The following is a 23415-nucleotide window of genomic DNA, read 5'->3' on the forward strand; positions in this document are numbered from 1 at the left end:
GGGTCGGCGGAATCACTCCTCGCCTTCCTGGCGACGACGCCAGCGCTCCTCGAAGCGGTTCATCATGCCGGGACGGCTTCCGCCCCGACGCTTCTGTTTGGGCTCAGCCGCTGCCGCCGCGGCCTCAGCCCCCCCACCGGACGCCTTGCGCCACGCGTTGGCCCCCCACAGGAAGCACGACAGCATGACGAGGAACCCGAGGACGCTGATGGTGACCTGGACAGCGGTGGACTGGAGCATCAGCCCCGTCATCAGCAGTACGACACCGATGACGAATCCGAGCCCGGCCTTGATGATCCAGCGCTTGTAGTGGACCGCGGGGTTCGTCTGCCGAACAGTGTTCGCGAACTTCGGGTCCTCGGCATACAGCGCCCGCTCGATCTGGTCGAGCATGCGCTGCTCGTGTTCAGAGAGCGGCACGGCGCCTCCCTACGACAGTCCCCGATTGGGGTGACGGGTACTGATGAACATTCTCTTGGTCAGTGGTATGCCCAGAATACGTTGCACTAGCGCCTGGTGGAAAGAAAAGCTGCGCGCGCACCTGACCCACAACGGCCACGATACCCTCGCCCTGTATCGGAAACACCGGCTTCCATGCCTCTCTTCTACCCTGACTCCGGTCGTACCCTTGGAACGCTCCGAGGGCGCCGGAAGTTGCCGCATCATACGTCGTTTTCGTCACGCTTGGCCAACACGGCCGACTGTATCGCGCCTGGACCGAAACGAGCTGTTACCCGGTCCATAACCCGTTCAACGTCCCGCCAACCAGAGTCCTCCTCTCCCAATGCCAATTGACGGTGGGCCTGCTCCTCCGGGGTGACCCCCTCGACCCGCACTCCGATCAGGCGCAACGGTGTCCGGCGCAGCCCGGAGGCGGCGTACAGTTCGCGGGCGACGGCGCTGATCTCGCGGGCCACGTCGGTGCTCTCGGCCAGGGTCCGCGACCGCGTGATCGTGGAGAAATCCGCTCGGCGCAGCTTCACGCTCACCGTGCGTCCCACCTGGCCCGACGCCCTCAGTCGTCGCCCCACCTTCTCCGCCAGCCTCAGCAGCTCCCTGTCCACCACGTCCGGGTCGGCGACGTCCTCGTCGAAGGTCTCCTCGGCGCCGACGCTCTTGTCCGCGGTCTCCTGGACGACGACGCTCTCGTCCACGCCCCGGGCCAGCGCGGCCAGGCGGCTGCCGGCCTTGTTCCCCAGCTCCATCCGCAGCATGTCCGGCTCGTACCGGGCCAGCTGGCCGACCGTGCGCAGGCCCAGGCGGACCAGGGTCTGCTCGGTCCTGTCCCCCACCCCCGGCAGCGCGCCCACCGGGAGCGGGTCCAGGAACCCCCGCACGTTGGCGGTGGGCACCAGGAGCAGCCCGTCGGGCTTGCAGTGCGTGGAGCCGAGCTTGGCGGTGAAGCGGTTGGCGGCCACCCCGACCGAGCAGGTGAGGCGCTGTTCGGAGCGCACGCGCTCGCGGATCATCGCGGCGATCCGCACCGGTCCGCCCAGGCGGCGCCGGGCCCCGGACACGTCCAGGAAGGCCTCGTCCAGGGAGAGCGGCTGCACCACCGGGGTCACCGAGCGCAGGATGTCCATCACGGCCTCCGACGCCTGCCGGTAGGCGGCGCCGTCGGGTGGGAAGACGGCGGCCTCCGGGCACAGCCGCAGCGCCCGCGCCATGGGCATCGCCGAGTGCACGCCCTTCGCCCGGGCGAGGTAGTCGGCGGAGGAGACGACGCTGCGCGGACCGGTGCCGCCCACGATGACGGGGCGGTCGCGCGCCTCGGGGTGGCGCAGCTGCTCGACGCTCGCGAAGAACGCGTCCATGTCCAGGTGCAGGATGTGGCAGTCGGAGTCGGGGCCGGACCCGTCCTCGGGGAAGTCGACGCCCAGCGGCACGATGCCGTCCGGGGAGACCATTCCGCGGAGTGCGGCACCGCGTTCCAGCTGACGTCGGCTCATAGGACCAGGTTATGCCCTGGCGAAGTGTGTGCGCCCCCCGGTACCGTGCCCCGCCCGCCTGCGCGGAGGCCCGTTCCGGGCCTTCGCGGGGGTGTGCGCGACGTCCGGCCGCCCCGCGCCCGGAGCACGCCGACGGGCGGCTCACGGGCGGGGCGCCGGACGTCCGAGGAGGTGCGCGACGGTGTCGTCGGCGGACCCCGGCGCGGGAGCGCAGGGGCCCGGCCCGTCTCAGGGACGGTGGGCGATGGCGTGCAGCTGGGTGGCGATCCCGATCAGCTCGGGGTGTTCGGCGGCGGACCGCTCCAGCTCCACCAGGTGCTGCCCGGCCTGGGCGTCGCCCTCCCAGGCGTGCCCGGGGACCAGGTCGGCGAAGACCCTGACCCCGCGGACGCTCTCCCTCGCCAGGCCGGCCCCGCGGACCAGTTCCAGGAGTCGGCGGCTGGTGAAGCGGCGCGGCATGGGGTCGCCCTCGCCCCAGCGCCCGTCCGGGTCGCCGAGCAGGTGCTGGGCCTCCGCGATGTGCCCGGCCAGGGCCCGGTGCAGCGCGCCGGCCGCGGCGTTGGTGACGAGCAGGCTCACGGCACCGCCCTCACGGGTGATACCGACCACGTCGCGCAGTGCCGCGACGGGGTCCTCCACGTACTCCAGCACGTTGTGCACCAGCACCAGGTCGGCGCTGCCGGGCGCGAACAGGGACGCCAGGTCGCGGGTCTCCCCCTGGACGCCGCGCACCGAGACCCCCTGCTCGGCCGCACGGCGTTCGAGGGCCGCGAGGGAGTCGGGGCTGGGCTCGACGACCGTCACGTGGTGGCCGAGCTCGGCGAGCGGGACCGCGGCTCCGCCGGTGCCTCCACCCGCGTCGACGATCTTCAGGGGACCGCCTTCCGCGAGGCCTTCCAGCAGCCGTGAGAGTGCGTCCCACACGACCGCCGTCCGGGCCGCTCCGGCGGCCCGCGCCGGGCCGGTCGCCCAGCCCGCGCCGGACCCGCTGCCCGTGGTCGCGCTCACGCCGGTCCTGTCAGTCACTTGCGTCCCCTCAAGCACGTTGCCCCGACCGTCCCGCCCGTTCGGCGGTGTCAGAGCGAGAGCGTCGCCTTGTTCTCCATCAAGCGTGACAGAAGTCCGCTGATGAAGTTGGGCGACTCGTCGGTGGAGAGCTCCTTGGCCACACCGACGGCCTCGGCGATGGCGACGCCGTCGGGGATGTCCTCGGCCCAGAGCAGCTCGTAGGCGCCCATCCGGAGGATGTTGCGGTCGACGACCGGCATGCGCTCCAGGGTCCAGCCGATGGCGTAGGTGTCCAGGAGTTCGTCGATGCGCTCACGCCGTCCGTCGACCGAGCGCGCCAGGTCCTCCGTGAACTCGTTGATCGGAGGTTCGGGCTGGGCCCGGCGGCGCTTGATGACGTCCTCCACCGAGGTGCCGCGCACCTCGGCCTCGTAGAGGACCTCGACCGCGCGCCGCCGCGCCTTGCGCCGTGCACCGCTCATCAGTTGACTCGCCCGAGGTAGTCGCCCGTGCGGGTGTCGACCTTGACGCGCTCGCCGGTGGTGATGAACAGGGGCACCTGGATGGTGGCGCCGGTCTGGACGGTGGCGGGCTTGGTACCGCCGGTGGAGCGGTCGCCCTGGACGCCCGGGTCGGTCTGGGTGATCTCCAGCTCGACGGCGGCGGGCAGCTCGACGTAGAGCGGGTTGCCCTCGTTGGTGGCCACGGTGACCTTGGTGTTCTCCAGCAGGAAGTCGCTGTTGCCGCCGACGACCGTCGCGGAGACCGGGATCTGGTCGAAGGTCTGGGTGTCCATGAAGATGAAGGAGTCGCCGTCGTGGTAGAGGTACTCCATGTCACGGCGGTCAACGCTGGCGAACTCGACCCGCGCGCCCGCGTTGAAGGTCTTGTCGACGATCTTGCCGGTCAGCACGTTCTTGAGCTTGGTACGGACGAACGCGCCGCCCTTGCCCGGCTTGACGTGCTGGAACTCCAGGACGCTCCAGAGGACGCCGCCGTCGAGCCGCAGGGTCGTGCCGTTCTTGATGTCGTTCGTCGAGGCCACTTCGGTCGTCTCTCCAGGGGTGTGACACGTCGGGGACCGGACCCGGGGGACCGGTCGGTGGTCGGTGGGGTGGTGCGCGGGCACCTCGGGGACCTCCCCGAGTGCACCAGTGCGCACATCACCCGTCTGCAGTCTAGTGGCTGTGTGGGACTCAGGCGTCGCCCGTGACCGCGCGGTACGCCTCGTCGAGCAGTTCGGGGGAGGGACCGCTGAGGATCGCGGGGGAGGCCAGGCCGTCCAGGACGACGAAGCGCAGGGTCGCCCCGCGGGCCTTCTTGTCGACGCTCATGGCGGCGCGCAGCTGGGGCCACGCCTCCTGTGCGTAGGAGGTGGGCAGCCCCACCGACGACAGGAGGGCACGGTGCCGGCCGACCAGGTCGGCGCCGATGCGCCCGTCCAGACGGGCGAGCTCGGCGGCGTAGACCATGCCGATCGCGACCGCGTAGCCGTGCCGGAACGTGTAGTTCTCCGCCCGTTCGACCGCGTGCCCGAGGGTGTGGCCGTAGTTGAGGATCTCGCGGCGGCCGCTCTCCCGCAGGTCACCGGAGACGACGTCGGCCTTGACCCGGATGGCGCGCTCGATGAGTTCGCGGGTGTGGGCGCCCTCGGGGCTCGCGGCGCCCTCCGGGTCCTCCTCCACCAGGTCGCAGATGACCGGGTCGTCGATGAACCCGGCCTTGATGATCTCGGCGAGGCCGCCCACGTAGTCGGCCCTGGGCAGGCTCGGCAGGGTGGCCAGGTCGCACAGGACGCCGGCCGGGGGGTGGAAGGCGCCGACGAGGTTCTTGCCCTCGGGGGTGTTGATGCCGGTCTTGCCGCCGACCGCCGCGTCGACCATGCCGAGCAGGGTCGTGGGGACCAGGACGGAGCGGACCCCGCGCAGCCAGGTGGCGGCGACGAACCCGGCCAGGTCGGTGGCGGCACCGCCGCCGACACCCACCACCGCGTCGGTGCGGGTGAAGTTGAGCTGTCCGAGCCGGGACCACAGGCCGGTGGCGACGGCGGCGGTCTTGGCTGCCTCCCCGTCGGGCACGGGCAGGGAGTGCGCGCGGTATCCGGCGGCCTCCAGCGCTCCGACCACGGGCCGGGCGATCCCGCCCAGGCCCTCGGGGTGGATGACGGCGACCTGCGCGGCGTCGCCGACCAGGGAGGGGAGCTCGGAGAGGACGCCGCTGCCGACGACCACCTCGTAGCGGCCGGCGGGGTCGCCGACACCGATGCGGGTCACGGTCACTGCTGGGCCTTTCCGGTGCTCTGTCCGGCCAGCGTGGGCAGGATGGCGTCGACGATCTCTTCGGGGTGGAAGCCGGTCGTGGGAACGGTGACGGTGGCGAGTCCCTCGTAGACGGGCAGGCGCTCGTTGAGCAGCTTGCGCAACTGCGTACGGGGGTTGCCGGAGAGCAGGGGCCGGGCCGCGTCCATGCCGACGCGCTTGGCGGCCTCGCCGAACTCCACCTGGAGGTAGACCACGTGGTGGTCGGCCAGGTCGGCCCGGGTGCCCTGGTCGAGGACTGCGCCGCCGCCGACGGCGATCACACCCTCCCAGGCGTGCAGGCCCTCGGCGACGACCTCCCGTTCGAGGGCGCGGAAGTGCTCCTCGCCGTCCTCGATGAAGATGTCGCCGACGGGTTTGCCCGCGCGCCGCTCGATCTCGGTGTCGGTGCACAGCAGGTCCGCCCCGAGCCGTCCGGCCAGGGCCTCTCCGACGGTGGACTTGCCCGATCCGGGCGAACCGATGAGCACCGCGATCGCTCTTGCCACGCTCTGCCTGCCTAGGTGGGATCCGGGTCACCGCCCGCGTGCGCGGGTGAGTCGGTGGACCCTCCGTGTGCTGTCCGCGCACCCCGCCGTCGTGTGCCCGCTCGGGGCCGCCGGTGGGTGCCTGTGCCCTCCTGTCTAGCAGAAACCCGGCGCGTCGGGTGCGCCGGGGACGCACGCGCTACTCCGGGGGCTGCGGTTCGGGGGCGTGGCGCACCGCTCGGGCGCGACGGGATCGGGGGCGGGCACGGGGCCGCGGTGGCCCGCGGCGGTGCGTGGCGCACCCTCGGCGGAGGGACCCCGGGCCCGTCCCCCGAGGGAGGACGGGCCCGGGGCCGCCGGTGGTTCAGCGGATCTCGAGGGAGTCCATGTAGCTGCGGAGGTTGCGCGCGGTCTCGGCGACCGAGTCGCCGCCGAACTTCTCGACCGCGGCCTCGGCGAGCACCAGGGCGACCATCGCCTCGGCGACCACGCCCGCGGCCGGGACCGCGGTGACGTCGCTGCGCTGGTGGTTGGCCTGGGCGGGCTCACCGGTCTCGATGTCGATGGTGTCCAGGGCGTTGGGCACCGTCGCGATGGGCTTCATCGCCGCGCGCACGCGCAGCGGGTCACCGGTGGTCATACCGCCCTCGACCCCGCCCGCGCGGTTGGTGCGGCGGCGCACCCCGTCCGGCCCGGGCTCGATCTCGTCGTGCGCGACCGAGCCGCGGCGGGCGGCGGTGCGGAACCCGTCGCCGACCTCGACCCCCTTGATGGCCTGGATGCCCATGAGGGCCCCTGCCAGCCGGGAGTCCAGCCTCCGGTCCCAGTGCACGTGGCTGCCCAGCCCCGGCGGCAGCCCGTAGGCGAGGACCTCGACCACGCCGCCCAGGGTGTCGCCGGCCTTCTTGGTGTCGTCGACCTCCGCCACCATGCGGGCGCTGGTCTCGGGGTCGAAGCAGCGCAACGGGTCGGCGTCGACGGCGGCCAGGTCCTCGGGGCGCGGCTCCGGGCCGCCCTCGGGCACCTCGACCGGCCCCATGGACACCACGTGGCTCACGATCTCGACGCCGAGCGCCTGACGGCAGAACTGCCGGGCGACCTCGCCGATCGCGACGCGGGCCGCGGTCTCGCGGGCGCTGGCGCGCTCCAGGATCGGGCGCGACTCAGCGTGCCCGTACTTCTGCATGCCGACCAGGTCCGCGTGCCCCGGGCGGGGGCGGGTGAGCGGCGCGTTGCGCGCCATGCCCTCCAGTTCCTCGGCGGGAACCGGGTCGGGCGACATCACCTTCTCCCACTTGGGCCACTCGGTGTTCCCGACCTCGATCGCGACGGGACCCCCCTGGGTGCGGCCGTGGCGAATGCCTCCGATGACGGAGACCTGGTCCTTCTCGAACTTCATCCGGGCGCCACGGCCGTACCCGGCGCGGCGGCGGAGCAGCGCGGCGGCGATGTCGTCAGAGGTGACGGACACACCGGCCGGGAGGCCCTCCAGAATCGCGACGAGTGCGGGTCCGTGGGACTCCCCCGCGGTCAGCCAACGCAACATGTGCACGATCCTCCCACGGATCGCGGGGCGGGGTGCCACCCGGGGGCGGCGTCGGGCGCGGCCGGAGCCGGTGGACCCGGACCGTCCGGGGAGCGCACTCCCCCGCACGCCCTACGGCAGCAGGGGTGCCCCGGCGAGGACGGTGGCCAGCGTGGCGGCGAGCATGAACGGACCGAGCGGGAACGGGTCCCGGCGTGTGATGCGGCGCAGCACCAGGAGTACGACGCCGACGAGGGAGAACGCCGCGAAGGCCCAGAAGACCGCGGCCAGCGCCCCGAGCGGTCCCGCCGCCCATCCCGCGTACAGGCCGGTGAGGCCGGAGAGCTTGACGTCGCCGAACCCGATCCCGCCGCGGTGGACCCGCCACAGCAGCCAGTAGAGCACCGTGACGAAGACCATGCTGGAGAGCGCTCCGCCGGCCCGTTCCAGGTCGGGGCCGCTGGGCGGGAGAAGGACGGACGCACCGACCAGCACCGCGGCGACCGGGTAGGCGGGGGCGACGACGGCGTCGGGCAGGCGCAGCACCCGCAGGTCGATGACGGACAGCAGGACGCCCACGGACACGAGCCACAGGACGGCGAGGAGGCCGAAGGGCGACGGGTCGGGGCGGAGGGTGCTGACGGCTCCCACGAGTCCGAAGAGGAGAGCGGTCACCGCGATGACCGCGGGGTGGGAGCGGATGACCTGTTCGCAGTGGGGGCAGGCGCCGCGTCTTCGGAGCGGCCGGACCGCGACGGCGGAGAACCCGGGCACGAAGCGGAGTTCGGCGAGGCAGTGGGGGCACCGGGGCGGTGGCGGCCCCTCGTCGTCCTCGTCGGTCGGAGGCAGGCGGTGGAGCGTGTGCGCGGCGGTCCCGGGCTCCGCGCCGGCCTCGTCGTGACCCGCCGCGGGCGGGGCCCCGTGCGACGCGGCGGCGCCCCGTCCGCCCTGTGCCCTCGGCGGCCGGGCGGGCCCGAACAGCGGGACGAGCCGCCCGTTGAACCGGCCGGCCGCCAGGCCGACCAGGACGAGGGCGACGGCGACGAGGACCGTCCACAGGAGCGGGGAACCCGCGAGCACCGAGGGAGTGGGCATGGTGGGAAGTTACCCTTCCGGTTCCCCCCGCCGCACGGCCCGGTCCCCTCCTGTGGACAACCCGCCCGCTCAGGCGGTGGGCGGCCCGCCGGGGTCCGGGCGATCTCCCCCGGGACGGCGCGCGGGGTCGGCCCCGGCCGCGCTCCGCACGCGGAGGGGCGCGGCGGACGCGGGCCCGGCAGACGCGGGCCGGACGGACGCGGGGGCGCTCCCTAGTCGCGCCGGGCCCGCACGACCGCGCTCAGCTCGATGCCTCCGGGCAGGACGTGCCTGAGTTCGGCGGCGAGCCGCTCGGCCACGCGGCGCAGCTCCTCGTCGTCGCGCTCCTCGAGTTCGAGGCGGATGCCGATCTCGGCCCGCTCTGAGGGGTGGATGCGCACGCGCTCGATGCCGAACTCGCCGTGGGTCACGCGGTAGATGAGGGCGAGGACCTGCGGGTCGTCCTGGGGCTCGGGGACGGTTCCGGTCTCGGCGAGCATGGCGAGGAAGCGGCCCTGGACGGTGTGGGGCACGGGGCCGGACACGTCGAGGACCAGGGCGTCGGCCTCCTCCTCCACGGCGGCCTGGCAGGCGTCCCTGGTGGTGAAGGGGACGGGGCGCGCGTCCGGGCGCCAGCGCCGGACCGCGTCGACCGAGGTGAAGGCGAGCACACCGCGGCGGCCGTCCCTGCCCGTCATGATGGGGACGGCGACCTCGCTGTTCTTGTCCTTGGTCAGCCCGCCGGCGCCCTGTTCGGTCTCGGTGGCCACCGCCACGACCGGGATGAGCACGCGGGACGCGCTGAGGGCGGCCAGGACCTGGCGGTCGCCGATCTCGCCCGCCGCGTGTTGGCGCAGGCGTTCCTGGACCTCCGGGTCGGCTCCGCCGTCGTCGTCACGGAAGTTCTGGGCGCCGATGATCGATGGTCTGCTCACGGGCTCCGACTCTACCCGGGGCGCGGTGGCCCCGTGCTCGGGTCACACGGAGTCCTGTCCCCGGGGAACGGCTTCGTCACCTTCGAGTGCGTCGATGACGGCGGCGAGCTGTCGCACCTGGTCGCCGGTGAGCCTGTCGAAGATCAGGGAGCGGACCCGGCCCGCGTGGCCGGGGGCCGCCTCGTCGAGGACGCGGGCCCCCTTGTCCTCCAGGACGGCCCAGAGCCCGCGGCGGTCGTCGTCGCAGTGCTCGCGGCGCACGTAGCCGTCGCGTTCGAGCCGGGCGACCTGGTGGGAGAGCCTGCTCTTGGACACGATGACGCTGTCGGCGAGGACCCGCATGCGCATACGGCGGTCGCGGGCCTCGGAGAGGTGGACGAGGATGCCGTACTCCACGAGCGTGAGCCCGGTGCGGGCCCGCAGATCCCTGTCCAGCTCGTCGTAGATCCAGGCGTTCATCCTGAGGAACCCGCGCCAGACGCGCTGTTCGCCCCCGTCGAGCCACGCCTCGTTCTCCATGGCCCCAGCGTAGGGCGTGACCGTCGGCGGGATCTTGCACGCTCCCGAACGAGACCCTAGAATGCTTCCCAGGAAGAATCTTCTAAGGTACTTTGTTCCTCAGGAGAGAACGCCGGACTCGACTCGCGGGTCCGCCGAACCCGACAGGGAGACACCCCATGGCAGCTCAGGAACTGAAGCCCGGCACCTGGACCATCGACCCCACCCACTCCGTCATCGGCTTCTCGGTGCGCCACATGATGGTCAGCAAGGTGCGCGGCCGCTTCGAGAAGTTCGAGGCGACGCTGACCGTGCCCGAGGACGCCACGCTGGCCTCCGTCGAGGCCACGATCGACGCGAGCTCCATCAACACCGACAACGGCGACCGCGACAACCACATCCGCTCGGCCGACTTCTTCCACGTCGAGGAGCACCCGCAGTTCGCCTTCCGCTCCACCGGCATCGAGGCCAAGGGCGAGGACTTCGCCCTCAAGGGCGAGCTGACCATCAAGGGCAAGACCAACCCGGTCGAGCTCACCCTGGAGTTCAACGGCTCCACCCTGGACCCGTACGGCCTGACCCGCGCCGGCTTCACCGCCTCCACGCAGATCAGCCGCAAGGACTTCGGCGTCGACATCGAGATGCCCATGGACGGCGGCGGCGTGGTCGTCGGCGACAAGATCACCATCGACATCGACGCCGAGTTCACCCACCAGGCCTGAGGCCCCCGGCCCGGCGGTGACCGGCCGCGCCGCGGGAACGGCGCCCCGGAGGCCTCCGGAGGCAGCACCCCGGCGCGGACGGACGGGGGACGGCCACCGCACGGGCATGGTGACGACACACTGTCATCATCCTCGGAATCTCGGATATCGTCGGCGGGGGGGGGGCGCACAGCCCTCCCCCCGCTTCGCCACGCCCCGACACCGTCCACCGCCAGGAGGCACCGTGCCCTCGCCCAGCCCCTTCTCCGCCGACGTCGTCTCCGCGGTCACCGCGCACATGAACGGCGACCACCCCGAGGACACCCTCCTCATCTGCCGGGCGCTCGGCGGCGCCCCCGAGGCGACCGCCGCCCGGATGACCGGGCTCGACGGCGACGGGGGCGACTACGCGGTGACCGTGGACGGCGCCGAGCGGACCGTCCGCGTCCCCTGGGGGCAACCGCTCACCGAGCGCCCGCAGATCCGCGCCGAGGTCGTCCGCCTGTACCAGGAGGCCTGCGCGAGGCTCGGCGTCACCCCGCGGGACCAGCATCCGACCGGCACGGAAGCGGCGGGAACCGGCCGGAACTCCACGGAGGCGTGAGGAGTCAAACGGGGTAGGGGTGAGACGTCGGACCCGCGTGCGGACGGTCCCGAAGACACCGGAAACGGTGCCGCTCGGGACCTAGTCTGGAAGGGTCCGTCGATCCCCCCGGACACCGACGACACCACCGCCTATCCGAAGGATGGCCCCGACCTCCATGGTCACGCCCGACCACGGCGACGAGAACGCGCCGACCCAACGGATCGACCCCACCGCGACCACCGCACGGACCGGCACCGGTGAGGGCGCCGGCCGTGCGGGAGTCACGCGCCGGGTCACGCGTGTGTTCCGCCCCGGCTCCGACGACCGCGACGGCGGACCGGCGCCCACCCGCGTCACCCCACCGCCCCCACCGGACCGCACCGGCGTCCTGCCGGGCGGGAACGGCGGGGGGCCGACCGCGAGCCCGACCGCGCCGGCCGGCCCCGGCGCACGGCAGCCCGCACGGACCATCCCCGGGGACGGCCGCGACGACGGCCGCACCCCCTGGTGGCGGACCCTGTTCGGTCCGCTCCTGGACTGGATGGCCCGCCTGGTCTCGCGCGTGGTGGTCGGCCCCGCGGGCGACCTCGACTACGCCGTGCCCGCCGAACTGCGCCGCCGCTACCAGGTCCTCGACCACGTCGGCGCGGGGGGCGAGGCCGTCGTCTACCTGGCACGGCCCACCGACTCCCCCGAGCGCCGCCTCGCCCTGAAGGTCTACCGGCCCGGCCACGACATCAACCGCGAGCTCCTGGACCGGCTCCGCGCCCGCGGCACCGCCTCACCGCACACCCCGGCCATCCACGGGTACGGCACCGCGGCCAGCTCCTGGGGCGAGGACCTGGCCTGGGAGGCCCAGGAGTACTTCTCGCTCGGGACGCTGCGCGCCGTCATCGACCAGGCGCCCCTGGACGACGACAGGGCCCGCGCCGTGCTCTCCGCCGTCGCCGAGTGCCTGCACCACTGGCAGGACGAACTCCAGCACAACCACACCGACGTCAAGCCCGAGAACCTGCTCGTGCGGTCACTGGACCCGCCGGTCGTCGCCCTGACCGACTTCGGCGGAGCCGTGCGGGCCACCATGAGCCGCGTCTACGGCGGGTTGGCCATCACCGAGGACTACGCCGCCCCCGAGGTCGTCGAGGGGCGCCGGGAGGCGGCCGCCTCCTGGTGGTCCCTGGGCGTGATGGTGCACGAACTCGTCACCGGGCGCCGCCCCGAACGCGGCGGCAACTGGCTCACCGCCCGCAACACCGAGGTGGACATCTCGGCGATCACCGACGAGCGCTGGCGCCTGCTGGTCCGCGGCCTGCTCGCCCCCGCTCCGTCCGCCCGCTGGGGCCACGACGAGGTCACCCAGTGGCTGGCGGGCGAGCGCCCCCAGATCCGCACGGCGCGCCGCCTGCGGCCCGTCAACTTCGCCGGAGCCAGCCACGAGGACCCCCCGAGCCTGGCCTTCGACCTGCTGGACCGCTCCGACACCGGCGCCATGTGGCTGCGCAGCCACTGGTCGGAGCTGCGCACCTGGCTGGACCGCGAGGTCAACGACTACACCTTCGACCGCGCCTACCTGACCGGTCTGGACGCCCACCCCGAACTCGCCCACGTGGCGATCAGCGCCCTGGCCGCCCGGTACGTGCCGGGCATGCCGCCGCGCTTCCGCGGCCACGAGATCAGCGCGGACGGCCTCCTGGCGCTGGCCACCGGCGACGCGAGCCGCCACTCGGTGGTGCGCGAGGCCGTGGAGTCGGGCGCGGTGGGCCTGGGGTCCCAGCACTGGTGCCCGCACCCGGCCTGCCGGTCCGGCGGCTCGGGCCGGTGCGCCCTGTTGGAGCGCGTCCAGCACGAGGTGCCCCTTCTCATGCGCCGGGTGTCCGAGAACGTCGACCGCCTGGTCGGATCGGGCCCCGACGCCCCCCGCCGCCCCGACACCCACGAGACGGACACCGCGTGGGCGCGGGCCGTCGAACTGGTACTCGTCCCCGACACCGCCTCCCGGCACCGCTCCCGCCTGCGCCGCCAGTCCTGGCACCCCGGCCAGCGCAGCGACGCCCCGCACGCCCCGTGGTGGGTGGAGCAGCGCCGCCAGGCGCTGCGCGACGGCACCGGTGGCGACGCGGTCGCCACCAGGGGCGCCCTGCTCACGGCGGTGCTGCTGCTGCCCGAGGCGGTCCGGGTCGGCGGGATCGTCTCCGCCCGGGAGCGCGCCGACGGCAGGGCGCGCCGCCAGGACCGGTGGGCGTCCCTCGCCGGATCCGCACAGGAGCGCTGGACCAGGGCCCGCGAGAGGGTGTCGACGGCGCGGCAGCGCCGGGCCGAGGCCACAGCGCCGACCAGGCCCGACAACCCGGCGGCCCCCAACCCCTACGACCCCGCCGGGGCACGGGAGCCGGCGCGGAACAGCCGCGAGCAGGAGCGCGCCACCCGCCGGGTCGAGCGGACCATGAGCCAGATCCAGCGGGCGATGTCGGCCGGCCGCTGCCGCCGCTTCGCCTACCCGGCCGCGCTGCTCGGCCTGGTCGACGGGCTGGGCCGGGTCATGCGCCCCGAGAACGGCTTCTACCCCGAGAGCGAGTTCGTGACCGGCGCCTACACCGGCCTGCTGGACGCCGGCAGCGGCGGCTTCCTGGGCTGGCTGGCCGAGGTGACCGGGTCGGTGACCGACCTGCTGCCCGGCGGTGTGGGCTCCGCCTGGTGGTTCCCCGTGCTCCTGGCGGTCGTGCTGGTGGCGCTGGGCAGGTCGGCGGCCAGCAAGAAGGCCAACGCGCGCGCCCGCCGCCGCCTGGCGGCGTTCCGGCTGGCCGTGGCGGGATCGCTGCTCATGCTGGTGGTGCTGTTGTCCACGGGGCTGATCGCGCTGGGCTCGGGTGTGCTGATCCCGCTCGACAGCCTGCTCGGCTGACCCTCCCGCCCACGGGGAGGCGCGGGTGCGCCCGCCGCCTCCCCGGCCCCGCGGGCGGGGTCACGCGCCGGACCGCTCCGTCACCCCCGCCGCCTCACCCCCGCAGACGGCGCAGGGTGTACCCCTCCCCGGCGGGGTCCAGGGCCCTGGTGGCCTGTTTGAACAGGTACTCGGCGCGCGGGTACGACAGGCGTCCCCTCCCCGTCTCCGGGCACAGGTCCGCCTCGCCGGGCCTGCGCGCCGGCCCCGGACGGCGGTCCGCGAGGAAGAGCGGCCCCCGCTCCCGCCCCGCCACCAGCAGGGGCAGCAGCCGGGCCGTCCCCGAACGCCAGCGCACACGGGAACCGCCCGAGCGGGCGCGCCGGTCCTCCAGGTCCAGGTCCTCCACGTTCAGCGCCAGAACCGCGCCCGGCCCCGCCCCGGACTCGTGCACGAGCAGCCACAGGACGCGCTCGCGCAGGGCCCGCCCCTCGTCCTCCCACAGCCGCGCCAGGTGCGCGGGGTCGACCGGCGGGGACCCGGTGCGGGCCTCGGCTCGCCGCTCCAGCCCCGCGGCCGGGTCGTCCAGGCCCGCCCAGGACCCGAACGAGCGGACCGCCGACCGGTGCCGGTTCCAGGTCCGCGGCGCCCCCTCCCCCCATGCGGCGGCGAACACCCGCGCCACGCCACCGGCGTCCAGGTCGGCGAGGGGCAGGTCCTCGCCCAGGGACCGGCACAGGCGTCGCAGCGTCTGCCCGTAGGAGCGGACGGTCGCGGCGTCCAGCTCCCCGCGCCCCAGGAAGTCCCGGGCGGCCCCGCCCAGGGTCGGTCCCGCGGCCCGGGGATCGGCGACGCCCTCGGCCCTGCGGAGCAGGAACGCCCGCTCGACCGCGTTGCCGGTCAGAGCCGCGGCACGCCGGAACTCGCGCCCCGCCTCCGCGTGCCGGCCCAGCCGGACCAGCAGGTCCCCCCGTACCCCGGGGAGGAGGTGGTAGTCGCGCAGCGCGGGGTCGTCGGCCAGCGCGTCGACCAGTGCCAGGCCCTCGGAGGGGCCGTGCACCCTCCCCACCGCCACCGCCCGGTTGAGGCGCACCACCGGGGTCGGCAGGCGGTCGACCAGCAGGTCGTACAGGGTGGCGATCCGCCCCCAGTCGGTGGCCTCCGCGGTGGCCGCCCGGGCGTGGCAGACCGCGATGGCCGCCTGGAGCATGTAGGGGCCGGGCGGTCCCCCCGCGTCGCGGGCCCGGAGCATCGCGGCGAACCCCCGCCGGATCAGCAGCTGGTCCCAGCGCCCCCGGTTCTGCTCGTCCAGCCGGAGGAGCTCGCCGGAGGGACCGGTCCGGGCGCCGGCGCGGGACTGCTGGAGTTCCATCAGAGCCACGAGGCCGTGCGCCTCGGCCTCGTCGGGCACCAGTTCGGCGAGGGTCCGTCCCAGGCGCAGCGCCTCCAGGCACAGGCCCGGGCGCATCAACCCCTCCCCGGACGTCGCCGCGTAGCCCTCGTTGAAGACCAGGTAGACCACGCCCAGCACCGACGAGAGGCGTTCGGCCAGGTCGGCCCCCTCGGGCAGGTCGAAGCCCACCCCCTGCTCGGCGAGCGTGCGCTTGGCCGCCGCGACGCGCTGGGAGATGCGGGCCTCACCGGTGAGGAAGGCGCGGGCGATCTCCTCCGTGGTCAGCCCCGCGACCAGGCGGAGGGTCAGCGCGACCCGCTCCTCCCCGGACAGCGCCGGGTGGCACGTGACGAACAGCAGGCGCAGGACGTCGTCCCCGGGCCCACCGACGGGGTCGTCCCCGGGCCCGCGCCCCATGTCGTGGGCGATCTGCTCGTGCTTGCGCTCCAGGCTCCGGGAGCGGCGGATGCGGTCGACGGCCCGGCGTTTGGCGATCGCCATCAGCCAGGCGCCGGGGTTGTCCGGCACTCCCGTCCCGGGCCACTGTTCGAGCGCGGCGACGAGGGCGTCCTGGGCCAGTTCCTCGGCGGCGCCCACGTCGTGCACCATACGGGTGAGCCCGGCGATGATCCTCGCCGACTCCAGTTTCCAGACCGCGTCGACGGTGCGGTGGGCATCGGTCACGGGCACGATGACAGCACCGCCCCGGGGCGAACGCAACCCGGGGCGGCACCGTGCACGGCGGGTCCCCGCGCAGGGGGGCTCGGGAGGCGCCGGAACCGGAGCCGGCGCCCAGGCCGGTCAGGGACCGAAGACCTGCTGGACCACGCTCTCACCGTCGCCGACGATGCGGCGGAATCGGCGGGCGACCTCGAGCGCTTCCTCCCGGGAGCGGACCTCGACCAGGGCGAACCCGGCCACCGCCTCCCTGGCCTCGGTGAAGGGCCCGTCCGTCACCGTGATCTCGTCTCCGGCCGACGTCACCCGGAGCCCTCCGGGCTCCAGGCCGCCGGTCGCCAGCAGCACGCCCGAGGCGGTGAGCTCCTCCACGAACCTGGCCATCTCGGTGTGGAGGTTCTCGTCGGGGGCGTTCTCGGTGGGCCTGGTGGTCATCAGGTAGCGCATGCGGTCGTGTCCTCTTCTTGCCGTCGGGTGCTTCCGAAGAGACGTCGAACAGGGCGATGTGACAGGGAACGCGGCCGTTCCCTGTCACATCACCGGTTCGACGTGTCAGCGAGAACCAAGGGACAACGCAGCGAGAGGCTCCACCATGACCGCGACCCGGAACACCGCGCCCACCGCCGGGCACACCAGCACAAGCACCCGCCCGCTCCTCGGCGCAGCGATCGTCTCCGCCCCCCTCTGGGCTGCCGTCTCCCTGGCGCAGGCCGCCACCCGCGAGGGGTTCGACCTGACCCGGCACCCCCTGAGCATGCTGAGCAACGGCGACCTCGGCTGGCTCCAGATCACCAACTTCGTGCTCGCCGGCCTCCTGGCCGCCGCGGGAGCGGCCGGCCTGCACCGGGTTCTGCACGGCACCCCGGGAGGCACCTGGGCTCCCCGGCTGGTCCTGGTCTACGGCGCCGGGATGATCGCCGCGGGCGCGTTCGCCATGGACCCGGGCCAGGGGTTCCCCTCCGGCACCCCCTCAGGTGCCCCGGAGGCGCTCAGCTGGCACGGCTACGGCCACATGGCCGCCGGGACGATCGCCTTCACGGCGCTGATCGCCGCCTGCTACGTCCTGGGCCACCACTTCTCCCGCACCGGGCACAGGGGCGCCGCCACAGCCTCCCGTGTCGCGGGTACCGCCCTTCTCATCGGCAACGGCTGGGCGATGACCGGGGGTCAGTACGGATCACTGACCCTGGCAGTGGGCGCCCTCACCGCGATGCTGTGGATCTCCGCGGTCGCCGCCCGGTACCTGCGCACCACCTGACCCTTCCGTACCGCCCCCGCAGTCACCCCGCCGACCGCACCACGACCGAGGAGCCACCATGGCCAGGTACGAAACCGTCGCCGACTACGTCGCCGCCCTCCCCGACACCCGGCGGGCGACCACCGACGCCCTCCTCCCGATCGTCGAGGGGGCCCTCCCCGGGGCCGGAGCGATCTGGCACGGACACCCCACCTGGGGTCTGGGGGCGAAGCCCGGCCAGTCCCCCGTCTGCTACGTCAAGGCCTACTCCTCGTACGTGACCCTCGGCTTCTGGCGGGGGCGGGCGCTGACCGACCCGTCGGGCCGCCTGGAGCCCGGAGCGAGGGAGATGGCGCAGGTCAGGCTCCGCTCCCCCGAGGACGTCGACTCCACCCTGTTCACCGACTGGCTGTCCCAGGCCCGCGACCTCGAAGGGTGACGCCCCGCACGCCTCCGCCCCGGGGTCGAAAGGCGTGCGGGCAGGTGCTCCGGGAACCGCGGCGGCGACGGGAACCGGGCGCCGGGTGGGCTATGATCGGCCGGTTCGGCGAAAGGCCGGACCACGACGGGAAGCGGGGAACACGTGGGTGAGGTGATCGAGCTGCGCGCCGGGGAGTTCCTGGCCCGCGTCGACCGCAACGGAGCGGGCCTGCAAGCGCTCACCTGGCGTGACCGCGACATCGTGTGGCCCTACGGGAACGACGGCCCGAAGGCCTTCCAGGGCCAGGTCCTGGCGCCGTGGCCGAACCGGGTGGACGCGGGCGTCTACAGGTTCGCCGGCACCGAATACCGGCTGGAGGTCAACGACTCCGCGACGGGGACCGCCATCCACGGCCTGGTCCACGACCGCGAGTGGTCGGTCGAGGCCGTGTCGGACGACTCCGCCACCCTGCGACTGGACTTCGACGGCACGCCGGGCTTCCCCTTCCCCATGGAACTCGTCATCACCTACCGCCTGGCCGACGACGGGCTGACGCTCACCGCCCAGGCCCGCAACACCGGCGACTCCCCCGCCCCCTTCGGCCTGGGCTTCCACCCCTACCTCACCCTGGGCGAACCCCTGTCGGCGCTCGCAGCGCGCGGCGACCTCACCCTGGAGGTCACCGCAAACGCCCGGCAGCCCGTCGACGACCGCCTCCTGCCCGTCGGCGGGCCGGTCCCGGTGGACGGCGGAGCCTTCGACTTCCGCCCTCCGGGCACACAGGTGGGCGACACGGTGTTGGACACCGCGTTCACCTCCCTTGAGCGCGACGGCGACGGACGCGCGTGGGTGCGGGTCTCCGGGCCCGCCCACCGGGTGTCGGTGTGGGGCGACCGCAGCTTCGACTGGTTGCAGGTGTTCAGCTCCGACACCCTCGGCGGCGACGACCACCGGGCCTACCTGGCGGCGGAGCCGATGACCTGCCCCGCCAACGCGCTGGCCACCGGAACCGACCTCATCGTGCTGGCTCCGGGCGACACCGCCCGGCACGCGTTCGGGATCACCGCCGAGGACCTCACCCGGGCCTGACCGGCGCCCTCCCGGGGCCGCGCCACCCGCTCACACCGGCCGGGCGACCACCGCGAAACCGGGGTCCCCCGGCTCCCGCGGTCAGCCCTGTCCCGAGGGCTCCCCGCCCAGCAGGCCGGTGAGCCGTTCCAGGTCCTCTGCCGTGTCGATGTCCTCCGGGCTCGCGACGTCGTCACACGCCACGGCGGTGACCAGGTGCGAGTACGCCCGCAGGAACGGGCGCGCGCCCACGTCGTGCACCGCCAGCCCGTACACGGTCGACCAGTACTCGCGCCCCAGCATCACCGGGTTGCGCTGGTTGCCGTTGTAGGTCGCCACGGCGGCGCGCGCACCCTGGTCGTGGGCCTCCACCAGCCGGTGCACCGCCTCCGGGGTCACCAGGGGCTGGTCGGCCAGGGCGATCAGGACGGCGTCCACCGACTCGGGCAGCGCGTCGATCCCGGCGCGCACCGAGGACCCCATTCCGCTCTCCCAGTCGGGATTGTGCACCGTGTGGGCGTCGCGCACGACCGCGTCGGCCGCGCCCAGCACCACCATGACCGGCGCGCACCCGCCGTCGCCCAGCGTGCGCACCCCCCGGTCCACCAGCCGTTCCCCACCCACCTCGACCAGCGCCTTCGGGCGCCCGAGTCTGCTGCCGGAACCCGCCGCCAGCAGGAGGCCGGCGACCCGGCCAGCCCGTTCCCTCTCCCTGTCCCGCGCGTCCCCAGTTCCCATGACGCGATGATGCCACGCGGGCAGGCCCGGGACGGGTCACCTGACACAGCCGGTCCGGCGACCTCGCTCACCGCCTCCGCACCACCCGCCGTGACCAGCGACATCTGTGTCCGAGCTGTTTCGGTTCACATGGACGCGTGACCGAATCCGGCCGGAACCAGGGGCGATTTCGGGCTGTCCCGGTGGATACGCCCACTGGTATCGCGCAACGCGCGCCCACTCCCGCCCCACCGGGTCCTCACCAGCTCGGCCGCGATCGACACCGCCGTCTCCTCCGGGGTGCGAGCCCCCAGGTCCAGTCCGATCGGCGAGTGCAGGCGCTCCAGGGCCTCCTCGCCCACCCCGGCCTCCAGCAACCGGGCCACCCTGTCCTCGTGGGTGCGCCGCGAGCCCATCGCCCCGATGTACCCGGCGCGGGTCCCCAGGGCGGCCCTGAGCACGGGCACGTCGAACTTGGGGTCGTGGGTGAGCACGCACACGGCGGTGCGCTCGTCGATCTCGTCGGCGATCTCGTCAAGGAACACGTGCGGCCACTTCACCACCACCTCGTCGGCGGTGGGGAACCGCTTGGGCGTCGCGAACACCGGACGGGCGTCGCACACCGTCACCCGGTAGCCCAGGTAGGAGCCCAGGTCGGCCACGGCCGCCGCGAAGTCGATCGCCCCGAACACCAGCATGCGCGGAGCCGGAGCGAACGACTGGACGAACACCTCCAGCTCGTCGCCGCGCCGCTGCCCGTCGGACCCGTAGCGCAGCAGCCCCGTACTGCCCTGCGCGAGCATCCCGCGCACGTCGTCGTCCAGCGCGTCGGACAGCCGCCCGCCGGAGGGACCCAGGTCGCCCTCGGCGTGCTCGGGCCAGACCACGCGACGGCGCCCCACACGACCCGCGTCCGAGGGGTCGGACACGATGGTCGCGACGGCGACCGGGCGGTGCTCGTCGATGGCCCCGAGCACAGCGCCGAGCTGCCCGTACGTGGCACGGGTGACCGGCTCGACGAACATGTGCAGGGTTCCGCCACAGGTCAGACCGACGTTGAAGGCCTCCTCGTCGCTCACACCGTAGGTGCGGCGCACCGGGACACCAGTACGGATCGCCTCCAGGGCCTCCTCGTAGACGGCGCCCTCCACGCAACCGCCGGACACGCTCCCGACGACCTCACCGGAGGCACTGACCAGCATGGCGGCGCCCGCGTCACGGGGGGCGCTCTTGTCGGTGTCGATGACCGTGGCCAGCGCGAACACCTCGCCCGAGCCGTACATGTCGGACACCGCCGATCGGATGTCGCGCACGCGGCACCTCTTCCCTGTTCGGTCGAGTGGCTCTCAGTACCAAACTATGTGCCCCACGCAACACGACGGGAGTCCCCGTTCCGTCAAGAAACGAGGACTCCCGTTGGAGATACCTACGACCGGCCGGGCTCCTGGGCCTCACCGCGGTCGTGCAGCAGCGCCCGGAACTCCTCCAGGTTGCGGCGGGCGAGGTCACCGTCGGCGCTCTGGATGCCCATCACCGCCAAGGTGGTGCCGTCGGACAGGTCGACCGAGGGCCAGGGCTCACCCACCGGCATCCGGATGTCCACGACCTCCGCCCACGACAGCACGTGGGTGCGGATGCCGTTGACCACGGTCACACCCTCCTCGGCGGCGACCAGCCTGGGCCGGGCGATCATGTGCAGGCCGGCGGCGATCGCCACACCCAGCCCGACCAGCAGGAACCGGTCCATCATCCGCCAGTCCCCGGGCAGGATCACGGCGAGCACCACCATGGTGGCCACGATCAACAGGCCGAGCCCGTAGGCGACCATCCGCACCGACCGGGGCCGCCACGTCCTCGGCAGGACCGGCTGCTTCGACGCCTCGTCCACCGGCTGTTCCTTCGTCCGCACCGACTGCTCCACCGTTCCACCAGACATGGCCGGGGTGTCACCCCGTGCGCGCGACGCGATCCGGTCAGCGGCGCAGCCCCCGCAGGGCCACCGCCGTGTCCAGTGCGGCCAGCGCCGCCTCGGCACCCTTGTTCTCGATGCTGCCGGGCAGGCCGGCGCGGTCGCGCGCCTGTTCCAGGGTGTCACAGGTGAGCACACCGTTGCCCACGGGGGTGGACTCGCGCAGGGCCACCTCCGTGAGGCCGTGCGTGACCGACTGGCACACGTAGTCGAAGTGCGGGGTACCGCCGCGGATGACCGCGCCCAGGGCGATCACCGCGTCGTGCTTGCGGGCCAGCTCCTGGGCGACCACCGGGAGCTCGACCGCGCCCGCGACCTCGACCACGACCGGGTCGGCCGCACCCGAGGACTTCACGACGTCCTGGGCGTTGGCGAGCATCGGACCGACGATGGACGCGTTCCACCGGGTCACGACGATGCCCACCGAGAGCCCGGTGGCGTCCACCGTGTGCTGGTCGGGACGTCCTTCACCACTCATGAGGGTCTCCTGTGTGTGTGATGCGCTGTCCACGGGGCCGGCGGGAGCCGGACCCCGGGCATGTGTTGCTCCGGCCTGGGCGGGTGCGGCCGGCGGACACCCCAAAGGCGCCGTGTCCGGCGCCCTCCGCGACGGCGGTGCCGGCGGGCGGCTCAGTCGGCGACGTCCGCCAGGTCGTGCCCCATACGGTCCCGCTTGGTGCGCAGGTAGGCGATGTTGTCCTCCGTCACGAAGGACGGCATGCCGACCCGCTCCTTGACCCGGATGCCGTGGCGCTCCAGGCTCTCGGCCTTGTCGGGGTTGTTCGACAGCAGGCGCACCGACGCCACCCCCAGGTCGCTGAGGATCTGGGCCCCGGCGCCGAACTCGCGGGCGTCGGCGGGCATCCCCAGTCTCAGGTTGGCGTCGACCGTGTCCGCGCCCCGGTCCTGGAGGCTGTAGGCGCGCAGCTTGTGCAGGAGGCCGATCCCCCGGCCCTCGTGGCCGCCCAGGTAGACGACCACCCCGCGGCCCTCCGCGGCGATGTCGGCCATGGCCGCGTCCAACTGGGCGCCGCAGTCGCAGCGGTGGGAGCCGAACGCGTCCCCGGTGAGGCACTCCGAGTGCAGGCGGGCCAGGACGTCGGTGCCGTCCGCCAGGTCACCGAGGACCAGCGCGACGTGCTCGGCGCCGTCCGCCGTCCCCTTGAAACCGACGGCGCGCCACTCGCCGTGCTCGTTGGGCATACGGGTCTCGACCATGCGCGTGACCAGCGGCGGGTGGGCCTCCTCCTCGGTGAGGGTCTCACCGAGGGCCACCCGGTGGGCGGCCAGCTGCTCGACCGACACGAGCTTCAGGCCGTGCTCGTCCGCGAACTCGCGCAACCGGGGCAGGCGGGCCATGGTGCCGTCGTCGTTGACCACCTCGGCGAGCACCCCCGCGGGGCGCAGCCCGGCCAGGCGCGCGAAGTCCACCGACGCCTCGGTGTGGCCGCGGCGGGCGAGGACACCGCCCGGGCGGGCCCGCAGCGGCAGGATGTGGCCGGGGCGGACGAAGTCGACGGGGCGGCTCCCGGCGGAGGCCAGCAGGCGCACGGTGAGCGCGCGGTCGGCGGCGGAGATGCCCGTGCTGACACCCTCGCGGGCGTCGACGGTGACCGTGTACGCGGTGCGCAGGCTCTCCTCGTTGCGCGCGGTCATCAGCGGCAGGTCCAGGCGGTCGAGGTCGCCGCCCTCCAGTGGGACGCACACCACGCCGGAGGTGTGACGGATCATGAACGCCAGCAGTTCGGGCGTGGCGAGCTCGGCGGCGAAGATGATGTCGCCCTCGTTCTCGCGGTCCTCGTCGTCCACCACCACGATGGCCCGCCCGGCGGCGAACTCGGCGATGGCGTCCTCGATCCGGTCGAGGACCACGGCCTCACCCGCGTCGGAGGTGGACGGGGTGGCGTCGGTGACGGTCATTACCGCTCCCTGAGGTGGATCGTGCGTGTGGGTGGTGTGGTGGTGACGGCCCGCCCCGGCGGGTCCGTCC

24 protein-coding genes are annotated in these 23415 nt (G+C 73.7%); 6 read left to right on the forward strand and 18 right to left on the reverse strand.

Translation table 11 applies throughout. The features are described 5' to 3' along the window. Positions 1-12 precede the first annotated feature (12 nt). From Q8791_RS15085 to Q8791_RS15135, 11 genes are all read right to left on the reverse strand, one after another. Complete coding sequence (locus tag Q8791_RS15085; RefSeq protein WP_330092324.1) at positions 13-420, reverse strand: DUF3040 domain-containing protein; 408 nt, start codon at positions 418-420, stop codon at positions 13-15. A 242-nt stretch (positions 421-662) separates the two neighbouring features. Then, positions 663-1949 carry a DNA polymerase IV gene (gene dinB / locus Q8791_RS15090; RefSeq protein WP_330092325.1) on the reverse strand — a complete coding sequence of 429 codons (1287 nt, stop codon included), beginning with the start codon at positions 1947-1949 and terminating at the stop codon, positions 663-665. A gap of 228 nt (positions 1950-2177) precedes the next feature. Beyond that, complete coding sequence (locus tag Q8791_RS15095; protein WP_330092326.1) at positions 2178-2975, reverse strand: methyltransferase domain-containing protein; 798 nt, start codon at positions 2973-2975, stop codon at positions 2178-2180. A gap of 50 nt (positions 2976-3025) precedes the next feature. Beyond that, on the reverse strand, positions 3026-3439 hold the full coding sequence (nusB, locus tag Q8791_RS15100; RefSeq protein WP_330092327.1) for a transcription antitermination factor NusB: 414 nt from the start codon (positions 3437-3439) through the stop codon (positions 3026-3028). Then, positions 3439-4002, reverse strand: coding sequence for an elongation factor P (gene efp, locus Q8791_RS15105; RefSeq protein ID WP_330092328.1), 564 nt, complete (start codon positions 4000-4002; stop codon positions 3439-3441). The genes nusB and efp overlap by 1 nt, the downstream gene beginning before the upstream one ends. Before the next feature lie 151 nt (positions 4003-4153). Next, positions 4154-5236 carry a 3-dehydroquinate synthase gene (gene aroB / locus Q8791_RS15110; protein ID WP_330092329.1) on the reverse strand — a complete coding sequence of 361 codons (1083 nt, stop codon included), beginning with the start codon at positions 5234-5236 and terminating at the stop codon, positions 4154-4156. Next, positions 5233-5745 carry a shikimate kinase gene (locus Q8791_RS15115; RefSeq protein WP_330092381.1) on the reverse strand — a complete coding sequence of 171 codons (513 nt, stop codon included), beginning with the start codon at positions 5743-5745 and terminating at the stop codon, positions 5233-5235. Before Q8791_RS15115 ends, aroB begins: the two co-directional genes overlap by 4 nt. A 361-nt stretch (positions 5746-6106) precedes the next feature. Then, a complete protein-coding gene (aroC, locus tag Q8791_RS15120; protein WP_330092330.1) occupies positions 6107-7288 on the reverse strand; it encodes a chorismate synthase in 1182 nt (393 codons plus the stop codon). A 111-nt stretch (positions 7289-7399) separates the two neighbouring features. Then, entirely contained in the window at positions 7400-8362 is a 963-nt protein-coding gene (locus Q8791_RS15125; protein ID WP_330092331.1) for a prepilin peptidase, read from the reverse strand. A gap of 212 nt (positions 8363-8574) precedes the next feature. Beyond that, entirely contained in the window at positions 8575-9276 is a 702-nt protein-coding gene (locus Q8791_RS15130) for an SseB family protein (RefSeq protein ID WP_330092332.1), read from the reverse strand. Between the two features lie 42 nt (positions 9277-9318). Next, positions 9319-9795, reverse strand: coding sequence for a MarR family winged helix-turn-helix transcriptional regulator (locus Q8791_RS15135; protein WP_330092333.1), 477 nt, complete (start codon positions 9793-9795; stop codon positions 9319-9321). Between the two features lie 158 nt (positions 9796-9953). Between Q8791_RS15135 and Q8791_RS15140 the strand changes: the two genes are divergently transcribed. The 3 genes from Q8791_RS15140 to Q8791_RS15150 all read left to right on the forward strand — a co-directional run bounded on the left by Q8791_RS15140 (position 9954) and on the right by Q8791_RS15150 (position 13963). Beyond that, complete coding sequence (locus tag Q8791_RS15140) at positions 9954-10496, forward strand: YceI family protein (protein WP_330092334.1); 543 nt, start codon at positions 9954-9956, stop codon at positions 10494-10496. Positions 10497-10773: 277 nt separating this feature from the next. Continuing rightward, entirely contained in the window at positions 10774-11079 is a 306-nt protein-coding gene (locus Q8791_RS15145) for a DUF2470 domain-containing protein (RefSeq protein ID WP_330092382.1), read from the forward strand. Positions 11080-11236: 157 nt separating this feature from the next. Then, positions 11237-13963 (forward strand): protein kinase domain-containing protein, encoded by a 2727-nt coding sequence (locus Q8791_RS15150; protein ID WP_330092383.1) that lies wholly within the window; start codon positions 11237-11239, stop codon positions 13961-13963. Positions 13964-14057: 94 nt separating this feature from the next. On the opposite strand, the gene Q8791_RS15155 is transcribed toward Q8791_RS15150, so the two are convergent. Together Q8791_RS15155 and Q8791_RS15160 are read right to left on the reverse strand one after the other, a co-directional pair. Beyond that, positions 14058-16019: a sigma-70 family RNA polymerase sigma factor gene (locus tag Q8791_RS15155; RefSeq protein WP_330092335.1), complete on the reverse strand. Its 1962-nt coding sequence runs from the start codon at positions 16017-16019 to the stop codon at positions 14058-14060. A gap of 117 nt (positions 16020-16136) precedes the next feature. Beyond that, a complete protein-coding gene (locus Q8791_RS15160) occupies positions 16137-16460 on the reverse strand; it encodes a YciI family protein (RefSeq protein WP_330092336.1) in 324 nt (107 codons plus the stop codon). Between the two features lie 145 nt (positions 16461-16605). Here Q8791_RS15160 and Q8791_RS15165 point away from each other — a divergent pair, with 145 nt between their 5' ends. The 3 genes from Q8791_RS15165 to Q8791_RS15175 all read left to right on the forward strand — a co-directional run bounded on the left by Q8791_RS15165 (position 16606) and on the right by Q8791_RS15175 (position 18760). Next, positions 16606-17271 carry a DUF998 domain-containing protein gene (locus Q8791_RS15165; protein ID WP_330092337.1) on the forward strand — a complete coding sequence of 222 codons (666 nt, stop codon included), beginning with the start codon at positions 16606-16608 and terminating at the stop codon, positions 17269-17271. A gap of 58 nt (positions 17272-17329) precedes the next feature. Continuing rightward, positions 17330-17689: a DUF1801 domain-containing protein gene (locus Q8791_RS15170; RefSeq protein ID WP_330092338.1), complete on the forward strand. Its 360-nt coding sequence runs from the start codon at positions 17330-17332 to the stop codon at positions 17687-17689. A 144-nt stretch (positions 17690-17833) separates the two neighbouring features. Beyond that, positions 17834-18760: an aldose 1-epimerase family protein gene (locus Q8791_RS15175; RefSeq protein WP_330092339.1), complete on the forward strand. Its 927-nt coding sequence runs from the start codon at positions 17834-17836 to the stop codon at positions 18758-18760. An 81-nt stretch (positions 18761-18841) separates the two neighbouring features. On the opposite strand, the gene Q8791_RS15180 is transcribed toward Q8791_RS15175, so the two are convergent. The 5 genes from Q8791_RS15180 to Q8791_RS15200 all read right to left on the reverse strand — a co-directional run bounded on the left by Q8791_RS15180 (position 18842) and on the right by Q8791_RS15200 (position 23345). Next, positions 18842-19477 carry a nucleotidyltransferase family protein gene (locus tag Q8791_RS15180; protein ID WP_330092340.1) on the reverse strand — a complete coding sequence of 212 codons (636 nt, stop codon included), beginning with the start codon at positions 19475-19477 and terminating at the stop codon, positions 18842-18844. Between the two features lie 125 nt (positions 19478-19602). After that, positions 19603-20769: an XdhC/CoxI family protein gene (locus tag Q8791_RS15185; protein ID WP_330092341.1), complete on the reverse strand. Its 1167-nt coding sequence runs from the start codon at positions 20767-20769 to the stop codon at positions 19603-19605. Between the two features lie 113 nt (positions 20770-20882). Beyond that, positions 20883-21392: a PH domain-containing protein gene (locus Q8791_RS15190; RefSeq protein ID WP_407942003.1), complete on the reverse strand. Its 510-nt coding sequence runs from the start codon at positions 21390-21392 to the stop codon at positions 20883-20885. A 37-nt stretch (positions 21393-21429) separates the two neighbouring features. After that, complete coding sequence (gene ribH, locus Q8791_RS15195; RefSeq protein ID WP_330092342.1) at positions 21430-21903, reverse strand: 6,7-dimethyl-8-ribityllumazine synthase; 474 nt, start codon at positions 21901-21903, stop codon at positions 21430-21432. A 152-nt stretch (positions 21904-22055) separates the two neighbouring features. Continuing rightward, on the reverse strand, positions 22056-23345 hold the full coding sequence (locus Q8791_RS15200) for a bifunctional 3,4-dihydroxy-2-butanone-4-phosphate synthase/GTP cyclohydrolase II (protein WP_330092343.1): 1290 nt from the start codon (positions 23343-23345) through the stop codon (positions 22056-22058). Between the last annotated feature and the right edge of the window lie 70 nt (positions 23346-23415).

The organism is Nocardiopsis codii (genome assembly GCF_036327455.1).
Taxonomy (GTDB): domain Bacteria; phylum Actinomycetota; class Actinomycetes; order Streptosporangiales; family Streptosporangiaceae; genus Nocardiopsis; species Nocardiopsis codii.